The organism is Thalassospira lucentensis, from assembly GCF_032921865.1.
Taxonomy (GTDB): domain Bacteria; phylum Pseudomonadota; class Alphaproteobacteria; order Rhodospirillales; family Thalassospiraceae; genus Thalassospira; species Thalassospira lucentensis_A.
In genome coordinates this window covers 33,720-49,455 of the sequence record NZ_CP136684.1, presented here as the reverse complement: position 1 = coordinate 49,455, position 15,736 = coordinate 33,720, and the positions used below count along the sequence as shown (strand labels likewise).

14 protein-coding genes are annotated in these 15,736 nt (G+C 53.8%); 11 read left to right on the top strand and 3 right to left on the bottom strand.

Annotation, left to right across the window (positions count from 1 at the left end):
* Window positions 1-27: 27 nt before the first annotated feature.
* Window positions 28-474 (bottom strand): universal stress protein, encoded by a 447-nt coding sequence (locus R1T41_RS01075; protein WP_317339342.1) that lies wholly within the window; start codon window positions 472-474, stop codon window positions 28-30.
* 247 nt (window positions 475-721) lie between these two features.
* On the opposite strand from R1T41_RS01075, the gene R1T41_RS01070 reads away from it, so the two are divergent.
* From R1T41_RS01070 to R1T41_RS01055, 4 genes are all read left to right on the top strand, one after another.
* A complete protein-coding gene (locus tag R1T41_RS01070) occupies window positions 722-1,177 on the top strand; it encodes an Lrp/AsnC ligand binding domain-containing protein (protein WP_317339341.1) in 456 nt (151 codons plus the stop codon).
* 405 nt (window positions 1,178-1,582) lie between these two features.
* The gene (locus tag R1T41_RS01065) at window positions 1,583-2,947 is read left to right on the top strand and encodes an NAD(P)-dependent oxidoreductase (RefSeq protein WP_317339340.1); all 1,365 of its coding nucleotides are present in this window, start codon (window positions 1,583-1,585) and stop codon (window positions 2,945-2,947) included.
* A 20-nt stretch (window positions 2,948-2,967) separates the two neighbouring features.
* Window positions 2,968-4,245, top strand: coding sequence for an NAD-dependent dihydropyrimidine dehydrogenase subunit PreA (gene preA / locus R1T41_RS01060; RefSeq protein ID WP_114122803.1), 1,278 nt, complete (start codon window positions 2,968-2,970; stop codon window positions 4,243-4,245).
* A gap of 34 nt (window positions 4,246-4,279) precedes the next feature.
* Window positions 4,280-5,557, top strand: coding sequence for a Zn-dependent hydrolase (locus tag R1T41_RS01055; protein WP_317339338.1), 1,278 nt, complete (start codon window positions 4,280-4,282; stop codon window positions 5,555-5,557).
* A gap of 65 nt (window positions 5,558-5,622) precedes the next feature.
* Here the strand turns inward: R1T41_RS01055 and R1T41_RS01050 are convergent, their stop codons facing one another.
* Entirely contained in the window at window positions 5,623-6,393 is a 771-nt protein-coding gene (locus tag R1T41_RS01050) for a substrate-binding periplasmic protein (protein WP_317339336.1), read from the bottom strand.
* Window positions 6,394-6,555: 162 nt separating this feature from the next.
* Window positions 6,556-7,197: a TetR/AcrR family transcriptional regulator gene (locus R1T41_RS01045; protein ID WP_062958548.1), complete on the bottom strand. Its 642-nt coding sequence runs from the start codon at window positions 7,195-7,197 to the stop codon at window positions 6,556-6,558.
* A gap of 423 nt (window positions 7,198-7,620) precedes the next feature.
* Between R1T41_RS01045 and R1T41_RS01040 the strand changes: the two genes are divergently transcribed.
* The 7 genes from R1T41_RS01040 to hydA all read left to right on the top strand — a co-directional run bounded on the left by R1T41_RS01040 (window position 7,621) and on the right by hydA (window position 15,698).
* Window positions 7,621-8,952, top strand: coding sequence for an aspartate aminotransferase family protein (locus tag R1T41_RS01040; protein WP_317339333.1), 1,332 nt, complete (start codon window positions 7,621-7,623; stop codon window positions 8,950-8,952).
* Between the two features lie 179 nt (window positions 8,953-9,131).
* On the top strand, window positions 9,132-9,998 hold the full coding sequence (locus tag R1T41_RS01035; protein ID WP_062950836.1) for a nitrilase-related carbon-nitrogen hydrolase: 867 nt from the start codon (window positions 9,132-9,134) through the stop codon (window positions 9,996-9,998).
* A 196-nt stretch (window positions 9,999-10,194) separates the two neighbouring features.
* On the top strand, window positions 10,195-10,986 hold the full coding sequence (locus R1T41_RS01030; RefSeq protein ID WP_062950904.1) for an ABC transporter ATP-binding protein: 792 nt from the start codon (window positions 10,195-10,197) through the stop codon (window positions 10,984-10,986).
* Entirely contained in the window at window positions 10,976-11,905 is a 930-nt protein-coding gene (locus R1T41_RS01025; protein WP_317339331.1) for an ABC transporter permease, read from the top strand. Before R1T41_RS01030 ends, R1T41_RS01025 begins: the two co-directional genes overlap by 11 nt.
* A complete protein-coding gene (locus tag R1T41_RS01020) occupies window positions 11,902-13,059 on the top strand; it encodes an ABC transporter permease (RefSeq protein ID WP_247795383.1) in 1,158 nt (385 codons plus the stop codon). Before R1T41_RS01025 ends, R1T41_RS01020 begins: the two co-directional genes overlap by 4 nt.
* Window positions 13,060-13,118: 59 nt before the next feature.
* Window positions 13,119-14,105: an ABC transporter substrate-binding protein gene (locus tag R1T41_RS01015; RefSeq protein WP_062950845.1), complete on the top strand. Its 987-nt coding sequence runs from the start codon at window positions 13,119-13,121 to the stop codon at window positions 14,103-14,105.
* A 141-nt stretch (window positions 14,106-14,246) separates the two neighbouring features.
* On the top strand, window positions 14,247-15,698 hold the full coding sequence (gene hydA, locus R1T41_RS01010) for a dihydropyrimidinase (protein ID WP_317339326.1): 1,452 nt from the start codon (window positions 14,247-14,249) through the stop codon (window positions 15,696-15,698).
* Window positions 15,699-15,736: the final 38 nt, after the last annotated feature.

Here is a 15,736-nt window from a genome sequence, read left to right as displayed (position 1 = left end):
TGTTTTTGACTGCAAACCCGGTGGTGTTCAGGGCACCACGGTAACGGGCACGGGACTGGCCTGAACCAGTGTCAGGGCAAGGCTGCCCAGTAATCGCGCGCCAAGGGCTGTGCCGCCCTTTCGGCCAAGGACGATCTGTGTGGCTTTCTTTTCCTTGGCGATCTGGCAGATCAGTTCGCCGGAATGGCCGTATCTGACCTCGTAGGTCATTGGGATATTGCGGTCGGTAAAAACACGAAGTGCCGGGGCAAGGGTGGCCTCGGCACGGGAAAGTTCTTCGGTTCGGCGTTGATGGCGTTCTTCAAGTTCCTGGGCCGACAGAAAGCTGTATGGCGACCATTCCAGAACATAGATGACATGTACCGGGCATCCTTCGGTGGCGGCCCGGTTGGCGGTAAATTGAACCGCGCGGTCTGCTGCCTCTGTCCCGTCATAGCCAATCAGGATCGGCTTCACGGATGGTGTCTGTGACATGGTGAAGTCCCTTTTTGCGATAGTTGTTCGTTGTCGGTTTTCCACTCCCGTTACGCCGGACTTGATCCGGTCTTGCCGACATCCACTGGTCGTTGATGTCTGTGCGACCCGGGCCAGCGGTTTGCTGCCGTTGGTTAATGATACGACTTTATGACAGGTGGTTTTTCCCAAAGTTGATTTGATTGATGGGTAATTTCACTTATTATTTTAGTTTTAATAGGACATTTAATTGCATTAGAGGTGCCAAATGGGTGTTTTGGACAAGATTGATCTGGCGGTTCTGTGCGAAGTTGCTGTGAATGGCCGGATTACGGTTACGGATCTGGCGCATCGCGTCGGACTATCGAAAACACCCTGTGCCCTGCGTCTGCGACGGCTGGAAGAAAGTGAACACATCCTTGGTTATCGGGCGATCCTTCATCCGGAAAAAATGGGGGCCAGCCATATTGCGTTTGTTCAGGTGATCCTGACCGATACCAAGACCGAGGCGCTTAATGCATTCAACAAGGCCGTGCGGGACGTGCCTGAAATCGAGCAATGCCACATGATCGCGGGGGCGTTTGACTACCTGATCAAGGTGCGCAGCCGTGATATTGGTGATTATCGCCGTGTGCTGGGCGAGAAGATTTCCGAACTGCCATATGTGTCGCACACATCGACCTTTGTTGTGATGGAAGCAGTCAAGGACAGCTATTCGTTATAGCCTTCTGGTTTTCTGGCGACGAAAGCGCAAAAGCGACAGAAATGCAGGATAAAACTGCAAGTTTAATAACCTGCATTTTTAATCTTGACCAAATGATCAGGATTGGACATGCTGTATTGGTCAGAGAGAGGCATCTGTACGTGCTATCAACCGGGAATAACCCGAACCCCATAAAAGCGCGGCAGATCAAATACTGGGAAACAGTTCGGCGGTAAGCCGGACGGATACGCCAAGAATGTCATTGATAGAAGATCCAGAGTTGGTCGGGCCCGCCCGTCCACATACGCCATAAATCCATCCGAAGCCCTTTGCGGCTTCCTGCGCGACTGGTCTTTTGAGGATGCCATTCTTGTTTGTCTCTCGCTGACGCCAGGAGAGGACGCCTTTTTGGCAGGGAGACAAAACATGACCATCTTGCAGGGCAAGCAAGTTTCGAAATCAGGTGCGATCCATGGCCCGGGTCATATCGGCCATAATGATACCGATGACGGATTTTCCGATCTGCATCCGGCCTATTCCACCTTGCAGGCCATGGCCGAAAGCAATCGCTGCCTGTATTGCTATGACGCGCCATGCGTTACAGCATGCCCGACATCAATTGATATTCCGGGCTTTATCCGCAAAATCAGCACCGGCAACCCGGACGGGGCGGCAAAAACCATCCTGTCGGCCAACATCATGGGTGGCACCTGTGCACGTGCCTGCCCGACGGAAGTGCTGTGCGAACAGGCCTGTGTGCGTAATGTGTCCGAAGATGTCGCCGTCGAAATCGGTAGCCTGCAACGTTTTGCGGTTGATCATCTGATGGCGCGAGCTGATTTGCCCCATCCATTCAAACGTGCACCTTCGACTGGCAAGCAGATTGCTGTGGTCGGCGCTGGTCCAGCGGGGCTTTCGTGCGCACATCGGGCGGCGATGCTGGGCCATGATGTCACGGTGTTCGAAGCCAAGGCGAAGCCGGGCGGGTTGAATGAATATGGTCTTGCGGCTTACAAAATGACCAATGATTTCGCCCAGCGCGAGGTTGAATTCCTTTTGGGCATCGGCGGCATCCGGATCGAATATGGCAAGGCGCTTGGCCGTGACATTACGCTTGGGGCTTTGCGTGACGGATATGACGCCGTTTTTGTCGGTGTGGGGCTTGGTGCGACCAACGAACTTGGCCTGCCGGGCGAGGCATTTGACGGTGTAGATGATGCGATTGCCTTTATCGAGCAGCTTCGTCAGACCGAACCGAAATCCGATATGCCGGTTGGCAATAATGTGATCGTGATTGGTGGTGGCAACACTGCAGTTGATGCCGCCATTCAGGCCAAACGCCTTGGTGCCGACGAAGTCACATTGGTCTATCGCCGTGGGGCCGAACATATGTCGGCGACCGAATATGAACAGGAATTGGCCAAGATCAATGGAGTGATTGTGCGCCACTGGGCCAAGCCGATTGCGATCAAGGCAAATGGTAAACTCATCGGCATGGAGTTCGAGAAAACGGAACTTCGGGACGGCAAGCTTGTCGGTACCGGCGAGAAGTTTGAAATCCGCGCCGATCAGATACTGAAGGCCATCGGGCAGAGAATCAAAACAGATGACCTTGCCGGAATGGAAATTGCCGGGGGCAAGATCGTGGTCGATGAAAATTACCAGACAACCGCCTCTGGCATCTTTGCCGGTGGGGATTGCATCAAAAGTGGCGAGGACCTGACAGTTCAGTCGGTTGAAGACGGCAAACAGGCCGCGATTGCCATCGATGCGTTCCTTAAAACCGCATAAGCCAGAAAGGGAGAAAGAAAATGGCTGATCTAAGCTGCAAAATTGCCGGGATTGATTCACTCAACCCGTTCTGGCTGGCCTCCGCACCGCCGACCGACAAGAAATACAACGTTGTTCGCGCATTTCAGGCCGGATGGGGCGGGGTTGTGTGGAAGACGCTGGGGATTGATCCGCCAGTGGTTAACGTATCGTCGCGCTATGGTGCCCATCATGATCAGAACCGCCGTTTGCTTGGTATCAACAATATCGAACTGATTTCCGACCGGCCGCTTTCGGTCAACCTTCAGGAAATCCGTGAATGCCGTAAAGAATATCCCGACCATGTGATCATCGGATCGATGATGGCCCCGATTGAAGAACGGGCGTGGAAGGATTTGGCACAGCAGATTGCCGAAAGTGGTGTGCATGGCATCGAGCTTAACCTTGGTTGCCCGCACGGCATGTGCGAACGCGGCATGGGATCGGCGATCGGGCAGGTGCCTGAAATGGTCGAACAGGTCACCCGCTGGGTCAAGGATGCGGTTGATATTCCGGTCTTTACCAAACTGACGCCAAACATCACCAATATCCTGTGGTCGGCAGAGGCCGCGTTAAAAGGCGGGGCGGATGCCGTGTCGCTTATTAACACCGTTAACTCGATCATTTCGGTCGATCTTGACAGCATGGTTCCCGAACCGATGGTTGATGGCAAGGGTACGCATGGCGGTTATTGCGGATCGGCGGTAAAGCCGATTGCCCTTAACATGGTGGCCGAAATTGCCCGCACGCCGGAAACCCGCGATCTGCATATTTCCGGCATCGGTGGGATTACCACATGGAAAGACGCCGTTGAATTCATGGCGTTGGGGTCAAACGCGGTGCAGGTCTGCACGGCTGCAATGATTTATGGTTTCCGCGTTGTCGATGATCTGATCGATGGCATGAGCCAGTGGATGGATGACAAGGGGTACACCAGTGTCGAACAGTTCACGCGTGCGGCCGTGCCGCAGGTCGCGAACTGGAACGAGCTTAACATGAATTTCGATACCAAGGCGGTGATCAACCCCGACAATTGTATCGAATGTGGTCGTTGTCATATCGCGTGCGAGGATACATCACATCAGGCGATTGCGATGAATGTGAAGGAAGACGGACACCGTGAGTTTGTTGTCATCGACGAGGAATGTGTTGGTTGCAACCTTTGCTATCACATTTGTCCGGTGCCTGATTGCATCACCATGGAGCCGGTCAAAACTGACAAGCCTTACATGACCTGGCCGGAACATCCGCTTAACCCGATGCGGCAGGCTGCCGAGTAATCCCAAGCCGGAAGACAGACAAAAGGATATCTAAATGACCGTTCAACCAAGTGTGCGCAATCTGTCGATCAATGGTGACCGGCTTTGGGACAGCCTGATGGAAATGGCAAAGATCGGCAAAACCGCCAAGGATGGCGTTTGCCGATTGGCGCTGACCGATCTGGATCGTGAGAGCCGAGACTTGTTCATCAAATGGTGCAAGGCCGAGGGTTGCACGATCCGCATCGACAAGATGGGCAATATCTTTGCGCGCCGTGAAGGACGCAATCCCGATCTGCCGCCGGTGGTGATGGGAAGCCATCTGGACAGCCAGCCGACAGGGGGCAAATATGATGGTGTTTATGGCGTGCTTTCGGGGCTTGAAGTAATCCGGGCTCTGAACGAAGCCAAATACGAAACTGAAGCACCTCTTGAAGTCGTTTGCTGGACCAACGAAGAAGGGTCGCGCTTTGCCCCGGCGATGGTCGCATCGGGCGTGTTTGCCAAGGTTTTCGACCTTGAATACGGTCATTCACGGGCCGATGTCGATGGCAAGACGATGGGCGAGGAATTGAAGCGTATCGGCTATCTTGGCGATGACGAAGCCACGATTGATGCCCATCCGATGGGGGCCTATTTCGAGGCACATATCGAGCAGGGCCCGATCCTTGAAGACGAAGGCAAGGATATCGGCATCGTCACCGATGCTCAGGGGCAACGCTGGTATGAAATCAAATTCACCGGTGTCGAAGCACATGCTGGACCGACCCCGATGAAAACCCGTAAGGATGCGTTGCTGGGGGCGGCCCGGGTGGTTGATCTGGTCAACAGAATCGGTCTGGATCGATCCCCACTGGCCTGTGCCACGGTTGGCATGATGCAAATCCATCCGAACTCACGCAATGTTATCCCGGGTGAGGTGTTCTTTACCGTTGATTTCCGCCATCCAGATGACGCGGTCCTGGCCGATATGGACAAGGCTCTGCGCGATGGTGTTGATAAAATTGCATCCGAAATCGGCCTTAAAACCGAGTTTGAGCAGATTTTCTATTACGAGCCGGTTCCGTTTGACAAAACCTGCGTCGACGCGGTTCGCAATGCCGTTGAAATCGGTGGATATTCCGCGCGCGAGATTGTGTCGGGTGCGGGGCATGATGCCTGCTATCTGGCGCAGGTGACCCCGACCGCGATGATTTTTATCCCGTGTGTCGATGGTATTTCCCATAACGAGATTGAGGAAGTTCACAAGCACTGGTCAGATGCGGGAGGGCAGGTTTTGCTACATGCCGTTCTGGCCAAGGCCGACGAGACGGTCATGACACAATCGGTTTAGACCGATATCAACTACCTCCCATGAATACTCCAGACTGGACCGGCCTCTGTGCCGGTCTTTTTTTGTCAGTTGCTGTTAGATTTGGGCAGGTGAAAGGCAACCCATTCGGAAAGCTGCCCGCTGTCGTTCAGTTCAGTGATCAAGCTGTTGATCCGGGCGACATGCCGCACGCACGGGCTGCTGCGCGAAAACATGAATTGAACTTCGTTCACGGCCAGTGGTGGTTCAATGGCAATAACCTGTTGGTCGATGCCGTCAATCGCGACATTGGCCATGCCGTCATATCGCCCGAGCAATACATAATCGACCCGACCGTTCATCAGGATATCGAATATGCGGTTGCCGGTTGGTGAATAAATCATGTCGAGCCTATCAGTGGCAAACCGGTCAATGAAATCGCCGTAGCTTCCGCCTTGGGGGCGCGCACCGCTGTGACCGATGAGGCTGTCTATGCTGTGAACTGAAAATTGTCGGTCAACATGCTGAAAGACCATCACATCATCGGATGCATAAGGAAGTGAATAAATGAAAGTCATCGCGCGTTCGGCTGTGTAATAGGCTCCCGCCATCACATCGATTTCACCGGCTTCGAGCATCTGGATCGACCGGTTCCATGGGACTTCAAGATGCACTTTCAGGCTGATATTATTTTCCTGTGTGTATCGACGCAGGATATCAATCGAAATACCTTGCGCGTGGCCGTTACTGCCTAAGTAAGAGATCGGTTCCCATCCTGCGGCACCGCCAACAACAATCTGTTCGCAGGCATCAGATGCGGCATGGGCATGATTGATGATTGCGGACAGGACAATGCAAGGCAGGACAAGCATAGGCATGACGCCCAATCGGATCGCGTATAAGAATACGCGTTGAAAATACATGCTTGCCCCCCTGAAAACCGATCAGTGTTTGTCGATTTCAGATTTGGAAGCAGAGTATCTTTTACAACTATTCGTTAGTGTGGGGACGGGCAGGCAGCTTTGTTGCGCCGGTTGCCTTTAAGACAGGCCAACACCCTTTAGAATGATGCGCACGACATTTTCCTTGGCCTCTGCGAATTGGGTATCCGACAGCGGTTGATCGTTGTTGAAGATTTCAATCTGGCGAGCAAAGTCGGCGTAATGCTGGGTAGTGGCAAAGATCATATACATCAGCGAGTAGGGCTCAACCTTGTCCATTTTCCCCTCGGTGATCCAGCGATTGATCACCACTACACGGCTATCAAGCCAGTTTTTGACAGTGGTTGAAATGTAATCGGATGAAAATTTTGCCCCACGGATGATTTCATGCGCCCAGACGCGTGAACCATGCGGGCGGGCACGCGACAAATCCATTTTGGCTTCAATATAGCCGCGCAGGATTTCGGCCGGGTCGGAACTATTTTCAAATGTCATTGCTGCTTCAAGCCAATGATCGCAAATGTCTTCCATGATACGGCGATAAAGGGCTTCTTTGGTGCTGAAATAGTAATGCACATTGGCCTTGGGTACATTGGCAATTTCGGCGATCCGCGCAGTGGTTGCTCCCTTGAAGCCGTAATCGGCAAAAACCAGTTCGGCAGCGGCGAGAATTTGCTCTTCGTTTTCCTGACGAATGGCGGCCTTGTGTGCACCGTTCAGTCCGGATTTGATTGCAGTCATCGACGTTCCCCGAAATTGCGTCATTTATCTTGACCGTTTGGTCAGGTTAAAATAATCTCTACTTTAGATACTAAAAAGCAAGCTTAAAATACGCGCCGAACCAACCGGGTATGTCCAAAATTTTGAACAACACCGGTGAAAGATAAACAGAAATTCGGTGCCGTAAACAAAAATCAGGGTCGCTGAAATGGCATTTGGTAGTCGAAAATTCGAAACCAGTTCCCGGTGACTTTAAAGCGCTAGTGCATGGGAGATTCCCGTGCTAACGATTTTTTCTGCACCCTTATCAGGTGTAGTCCAAACTGCCCTATGTGCGACATATCGCTCAGTCGGGGCGGTCTGGCTATTTAATAAAGTCGGACATTGATTTGGCCCGCCAAAACGATGTCAGGGAAGCACAAGAAAGGTACGGGAGACCTTTTTATGACAGCCACCACGAAAATCAGCCGACCGAACGATCTTTCGGCATTCTGGATGCCGTTTACGGCGAACCGCCAGTTCAAGCAGGCCCCACGCATGCTTGTCAGCGCGGAAGGCATGTATTACCAGACCGATGACAACCGCCAGATTCTGGACGGTACTGCAGGGCTTTGGTGCTGCAACGCTGGTCACAAGCGCCCCAAGATCGTCGAGGCGGTCAAGGCACAGATGGACGAACTGGATTATGCCCCGGCATTCCAGATGGGGCATCCCAAGGCGTTCGAGCTTGCCAGCCGTCTGGCGCAGCTTATGCCGGGCGATCTGAACCATGTTTTTTATACCAATTCCGGATCTGAATCGGTTGAAACCGCACTTAAGATCGCGATTGCCTATCACCGGGCACGAGGGGACGGGCAGCGGACCCGATTGATCGGTCGTGAGCGCGGCTATCACGGTGTCAATTTCGGCGGTATTTCGGTCGGTGGTATTTCGGGCAACCGAAAGACCTTTGGGCAGATGCTGGGCGGGGTTGACCATATCCGTCATACCTATCTGCCTGATGAAAACGGTGTTACCCGTGGCATGCCGGAACACGGTGCGTTTCTGGCCGATGATCTGGAACGCATTTGCGCGCTGCATGATCCGTCAACCATCGCGGCCGTTATTGTTGAGCCGGTCGCAGGGTCGACCGGTGTTCTGATCCCGCCAAAGGGCTATCTGGAACGCCTGCGCGAGATATGCACCAAGCATGGCATTCTTCTGATCTTTGATGAAGTCATTACCGGCTTCGGTCGCCTTGGCGCTCCGTTTGCGGTGGATTATTTTGGTGTTCAGCCGGACATGGTAACGACGGCAAAGGGGCTTACCAACGGCACGATCCCCATGGGAGCGGTTTTCGCCACTGACGACATCCATGACACGTTCATGACCGGTCCGGAAAACATGATCGAGCTGTTCCATGGCTACACCTATTCGGGCAACCCGGTTGCCTGTGCGGCGGGCCTCGCGACGCTTGAAACCTATGAGGAAGAAGGCCTTTACACCAAGGGGCAGGAACTTGGCCAATATTGGGAAGATGCGGTTCACAGCCTGATTGATCTGCCGAAGGTCAAGGATATCCGTAATCTTGGTCTGATCGGTGCGATCGAACTTGAAAGCATCGAAGGCTTCCCGACCAAGCGGGCCTTTAGTGCATTCCTCAAGGCGTTCGAGAAGGGCATCCTGATCCGCACCACGGGCGATATCATTGCGCTTTCACCGCCGCTGATTATTGAAAAATCTCATATCGATAAGCTGTTTGGCACGCTGCGCGAAGTGTTGAAGGAAATTGACTAAGAACTGATTTCAGCCCTGTCCCATTGCGGGCAGGGTAGGCGAAAGCTGTTGGGAAACGTTACGTTTCACGATTTTCCGGTTTGCGTCCCATCATGGGAATTGGGGGCGCAGACCGGACCAAGCCACAAGATCGGCAAAAGCCGGCACATGGCACATATCAGATCAAGGAGGTATGTCGGATGTCTATGCTGAGAGGCGGACTGATTCAGATGAGCCTTAAAGGTTCGACCGAACAGTCGCCGGACGAAATTCGTCAGGCCATGATCGACGCGCATCTGCCCTATATCGAAGAGGCAGGGCGGCAGGGCGTGCAGGTTTTGTGTTTTCAGGAAGTGTTTACGCAGCCCTATTTCTGCCCCAGCCAAGATAGGAAATGGTATGACGCGGCCGAAGAAATCCCGAACGGTCCGACCACACAACTGATGTGTGAACTGGCCAAGAAACACAAGATGGTCATCGTCGTTCCGATCTACGAGCAGGAAATTACCGGTGTATATTACAACGCCGCCGCCGTGATTGATGCCGACGGGACCTATCTTGGCAAGTATCGCAAAACCCATATCCCGCAGGTTGCCGGTTTCTGGGAAAAGTTCTTCTTTAAACCGGGTGTTTCGGACTGGCCGGTGTTTGATACCCAATATTGCAAGCTTGGCGTCTATATCTGCTATGACCGGCATTTCCCCGAAGGCTGGCGTGCACTGGCACTTAATGGCGCTGAATATATCGTCAATCCGTCGGCAACGGTGGCCGGGCTTTCGGAACATCTGTGGAAGCTGGAACAACCTGCATCGGCGGTTGCCAACGGATGTTATATCGGGGCAATCAATCGTGTTGGCCGCGAAATGCCTTGGGATATCGGTGAGTTTTACGGCCAAAGCTATTTCGTCAATCCGCGCGGCGTGATCGAGAAGGAAGCATCGCGCGATCAGGACGAACTGATCGTGCATGACATGGATATGTCCATGGTGCGTGAAGTCCGGAACACATGGCAGTTTTTCCGGGACCGTCGGCCTTCGACTTATACCCGCCTGACCGACGGCAACTGAGATTTTAACGGCGAACGGAGCATGTGCCCCGCTCGCCGTTTTGCTTTGACCGACATTTTATAATCCGGCGCCAAATGACCGGGCAAAAGACAAGTCGGCAAGGTTCAGGGCAACGACCCTGAGGGAGGCTTTAGAGAGACATTCGATCAGGGGATACCCCATGACGTTAAAAGCAGTCGTCAATAATGTGGCGCAAATGCCCGCATCCGCCGACGCAGTTGTTGATATTCAAAAACTGTCGTTGACCTTTCAAACCGCTGACGGGCCGGTCTATGCCCTGTCCGACGTTGATCTGACGATTGAACGTGGTGATTTCGTTTCCTTTATCGGCCCGTCGGGCTGTGGCAAAACCACGCTCTTACGCGTGATTGCCGATCTGGAGAAAGCCACGGGTGGTGATATTTCGATCAACGGTGTTTCGCCGCAGGAAGCGCGTGAAAACCGTGCCTATGGCTATGTGTTTCAGGCCCCGGCATTGCTGCCATGGCGTTCGATTGAACGCAATGTGACCCTGCCGCTGGAAATTATGGAAATCCCCCGCGAAGAACGGATCAAACGGGGGCATGAGGCACTAAAACTTGTCGAACTGAACGGGTTTGAAAAGAAATTCCCGTGGCAGCTTTCGGGCGGGATGCAGCAACGTGCATCGATAGCACGTGCGCTGAGCTTTGATGCCGATCTGCTTCTGATGGATGAGCCGTTCGGGGCGTTAGATGAAATTGTCCGCGATCATTTGAATGAACAGCTTCTGAAACTATGGGCCCGGACCAACAAGACGGTTGCCTTTGTCACCCATTCGATCCCCGAGGCAGTTTACCTGTCGACCAAGATCGTTGTGATGTCGCCAAGGCCGGGCCGGATCATTGATGTGATCAAAACCGATTTTCCGAAGGATCGCGGTCTTGATATCCGCGAAACACCAGAATTCTTGGAAGTAGCCCATCGTGTGCGTGAAGGGCTGCGGGCAGGGCATAGCTATGACGAGTAATGCCGCAACGATGAATGGTGCGATGGGTGGTGCGTCGCTTTGGTCGCGTTTGATGTCCGGGCAGGCTGGCCCGGTGACGGTGGTTCTGATTGCGCTGTTTGTCATCTGGTATGTCGGGGCGGTGTTCATGAACGCGCCGACCCAGATTGATCGCTACAACCGCGCCGGCGAAACCTGGACAACGACGCGCTTGATCGAAGATACGCTGGCACAGGAACGGCCGATCCTTCCTGCCCCCCATCAGGTCGCGCAGGAAATGCATAAAACCATTTTTGCGACTTCGATCACGTCCAAACGGTCGCTGGTTTACCACACATGGGTGACGCTTTCATCGACCCTGCTGGGGTTTGTGATCGGTACAGCACTTGGCATTTTTCTGGCGGTCGGGATCGTTCATGTGGTGACACTTGAAAAAAGCCTGATGCCGTGGGTGATTTCATCCCAGACCATTCCGATTCTTGCCATTGCCCCGATGATCGTCGTTGTGCTCGGGGCGATTGGACTTAAGGGACTGGTACCAAAGGCGATCATTTCGACTTATCTGTGTTTCTTCCCGGTGACGATCAGCATGGTCAAGGGCCTGCGTTCGCCGCAGGTGATCCAGCTTGATCTGATGCGGACCTATAACGCATCGAAATGGCAGACTTTCTGGTCGCTTCGCCTGCCATCGGCGATGCCTTATCTGTTTGCCAGTCTGAAGGTTGCGATTGCGATCAGTCTGGTGGGGGCAATTGTCGGTGAATTGCCGACGGGGGCACAGGCCGGGTTGGGCGCGCGTCTTCTGGCCGGGTCGTATTACGGGCAAACTATCCAGATTTGGTCGGCATTGCTGACCGCGGCCTTTGTTGCCGCGATCATGGTGGTGATGGTTGGATGGTGTGAACGCCGTGTACTTGCCAGAATGGGAGTACGCGGATGACCAATATCAAACTTGATAAATTCTGTCTGGTTGCTGCGATTGCCGCCCTTTTGGCTTTGATCTTTCCGTTAACCGGAATTGATCCCGACAGCGGCAAACAGATCGCCTTTGTCAGCGACATTCCCGGAATTGCCGTTGCAATGGCGCTGTGTGTGATCACTGGTGCTGCCTTTACCTGGCTTGGTGTTGGTCGCATTCAGTATGCGGCAATCATCCTGGCGGTTGCGGTATTTGGCTGCTGGCAGGCGATTGGGGCGCTTTATGGTCAAGCGGTTGCCGGACATGCAGGAACCGGGTTCTGGCTGTTCATCCTGTCGCTTTGGGCGTTTGTCTGGCGGGGGATTGATGTGGTTGCGCGTTATCGCAGCCTTGAAATGGCGAAACAGCAATCAGCCAATATTCTGGTGCCGATCGCGTTTGGCGTCTGGTTGCTGTTCCTTTGGGAAGTGATCGTGGCTGGCTTTGGCGTGCCGCAGGTTTTATTGCCTGCGCCAAGTGCCATCGGGCTTCGTTTCATCAGTTCGACCGACATTCTGGCTGCCGATTTCCATCAGACTTTCATCAAGGCCGTGATCAGCGGCTATGTGATTGGCTGCGGCAGTGCCTTTATCGTTGCGATTGCGGTCGACCGGGTGCCGTTTCTTAAACGGGGTCTTTTGCCGTTGGGCAATATGGTGTCGGCGTTACCGATCATCGGTGTGGCCCCGATCATGGTGATGTGGTTCGGGTTTGACTGGCAATCGAAGGCGGCGGTGATTGTGATCATGACCTTCTTCCCGATGCTGGTGAATACCGTGACTGGATTGAATGCGGCAGGTGCGCTTGAGAAGGACCTGATGGCAACGTATGCGTCGGGTTACTGGTCAACCCTGTTCCGGTTGCGGTTGCCAGCAGCGATGCCGTTTGTCTTTAACGCACTTAAAATCAATTCCACGCTGGCACTGATTGGCGCCATCGTTGCCGAATTTTTCGGTACCCCGATCGTTGGCATGGGTTTCCGTATCTCGACCGAAGTCGGGCGGATGAATGTCGATATGGTCTGGGCGGAAATTGCATTGGCGGCCCTGGCGGGGACCGCCTTTTACGGAGCCGTGGCCTACGTCGAAAGAAAGGCGACGTCATGGCATCCGTCATTTCGGGTACGTCGCCATTAAAGGCATCAAAAGACGGCCCGTCGGGAGGACTTGACAATAACCTGAGGAGACATCGACGAATGAAGAAAGTATTTGCGACTGCGTTAGGGTTAAGTGTCGGTTTGACATCGCTCTCGGCGATGGCGGCGGACGAAGTCACCCTGCAGCTTAAATGGGTAACCCAGGCACAGTTCGCCGGTTACTATGTGGCGCTTGACAAGGGCTTTTACGAAGAAGCCGATCTTGACGTCACGATCAATCCGGGCGGTCCGGATATTGCCCCGCCGCAGGTTATTGCCGGTGGTGGTGCGGACGTGATCGTCGACTGGATGCCATCCGCACTGGCGTCGCGTGAAAAGGGTGTTGCATTGGTCAACATTGCGCAGCCCTTTGCCAAGTCGGGTATGATGCTCACCTGCCTTAAGGAGACCGGTGTTGAAAGCCCGGATGATTTCCCGGGTCGTACGCTTGGCGTCTGGTTCTTTGGCAACGAATATCCTTTCTTAAGCTGGATGTCGAAGCTTGGCATTCCGACCGATGGCGGCGAAAAAGGCGTTACGGTTCTTAAGCAGGGCTTCAACGTTGATCCGCTGCTGCAAAAGCAGGCCGATTGCATTTCGACCATGACCTATAACGAATACTGGCAGGTTATCGATGCCGGTATCACTGAAGATCAGCTTAAGGTCTTCAAATACGAAGATCAGGGTGTGGCGACCCTTGAGGACGGCCTTTATGTTCTTGAAGACAATCTGAAGGACGAGGCTTTCGTCGACAAGATGGGTCGCTTCGTTGCTGCGAGCATGAAGGGCTGGCAGTGGGCGAAGGAAAATCCGGAAGACGCAGCGATGATCGTTCTGGATAACGATGCAACCGGTGCCCAGACCGAAAAACACCAGATCCGTATGATGCAGGAAATCGCCAAGCTGCTTGATGACGATGGCAAGCTTGACGAGGCGGCCTATCAGCGCACGGTTGATAGCCTTCTGTCGGGCGGTTCTGATCCGGTGATTACCAAAGAGCCGGAAGGCGCATGGACCCACGCGGTTACGGACAAGGCATCAATGTAATGATCCGATCCGTCCCCCGGCAGGTGTCGTAAACCTGCCGGGGGACAAACCATCTGACGAAACTGAAAACGGGCAGGGATGCCGGGGTCTTTCCCGCAACTTTCTGGACCCTACGACAGACTGACAGACAAGGAGCCACCCATGTCCATGGTTATTCGTGGCGGAACAATCGTTACCGCCGATCTGACATACAAATCCGATATCCTGATTGAAGATGGCAAGATTGCCGCGATCGGTCAGAACCTGACCGGGGACAAGGTTGTTGATGCCGACGGCTGCTATGTCATGCCCGGCGGGATTGACCCGCATACCCATCTTGAAATGCCCTTTATGGGTACTTATTCCGAAGACGATTTTGAAAGCGGTACCAAGGCGGCGGTTGCCGGTGGTACGACGATGGTTGTCGATTTCTGCCTGCCGGCACCCAACCAGTCGCTGCTTGAAGCGCTTCAGGCGTGGGATAACAAATCGACCAAGGCGGTTTGCGATTATTCGTTCCACATGGCAATCACCTGGTGGGGCGAGCAGGTCTTTGACGAGATGAAAATCGTTGTCGAGGAAAAGGGTATCAACACTTTCAAGCATTTCATGGCCTATAAGGGCGCGTTGATGGTTGATGATGACGAAATGTTCGCATCTTTCTCGCGCTGTTCGGAACTTGGCGCGATGCCATTGGTGCATGCCGAAAACGGCGATGTGGTTGCGACCCTTCAGCAACGTTTGCTTGATGCGGGCAATAACGGGCCCGAGGCACACGCCTATTCCCGGCCTGTCGATGTCGAGGGCGAGGCGTGCAACCGTGCGATCATGATTGCCGATATGGCGAATGTGCCGCTTTATATCGTGCATGTGTCCTGTGAACCGGCACACGAAGCCATTCGCCGCGCGCGAGCCAATGGTAAACGCGTGTTTGGCGAACCGCTGATCCAGCATCTGATTCTGGATGAAAGTGAATATGCGAACGCGGACTGGGATCACGCGGCCCGCCGCGTCATGTCCCCGCCTTTCCGCAGCAAACTGCATCAGGATGGTCTGTGGAACGGTCTGGCATCCGGTAGCCTGCAGGTCGTCGCAACCGACCATTGTGCCTTCACAACAAAGCAGAAACGCATGGGCGTTGGTGATTTCACCAAAATCCCAAACGGGACTGGTGGTCTTGAAGACCGCATGCCGTTGCTGTGGACCTATGGCGTGAATACCGGACGTCTGACGATGAATGAATTCGTGGCAGTGACTTCAACCAATATTGCCAAAATCCTGAATGTCTATCCGCGCAAGGGCGCAATCCTTGTGGGTGCTGATGCGGACCTTGTCGTCTGGGATCCGAAGGCATCGAAAACCATCACTGCCAAACATCAGCAGTCTGCCATCGATTACAACGTGTTTGAAGGACATGAAGTCACCGGTCTACCGCGCTACACCATCAGCCGTGGCCGGATTGCCGCCGAGGAGGGCGTTGTCGTTGGCAAATGCGGTGATGGGGAGTTCGTCCCGCGTGAACCGTATCCGGCGGTTAACAAGGCGCTGTCGAAATGGAAGGAACTCACGTCTCCGCGCAAGGTGGAACGCAGCGGAATTCCAGCGGGCGTGTGATTTAGTCCGTACCCAAGGGGATTTGGAAAACGGGCGGC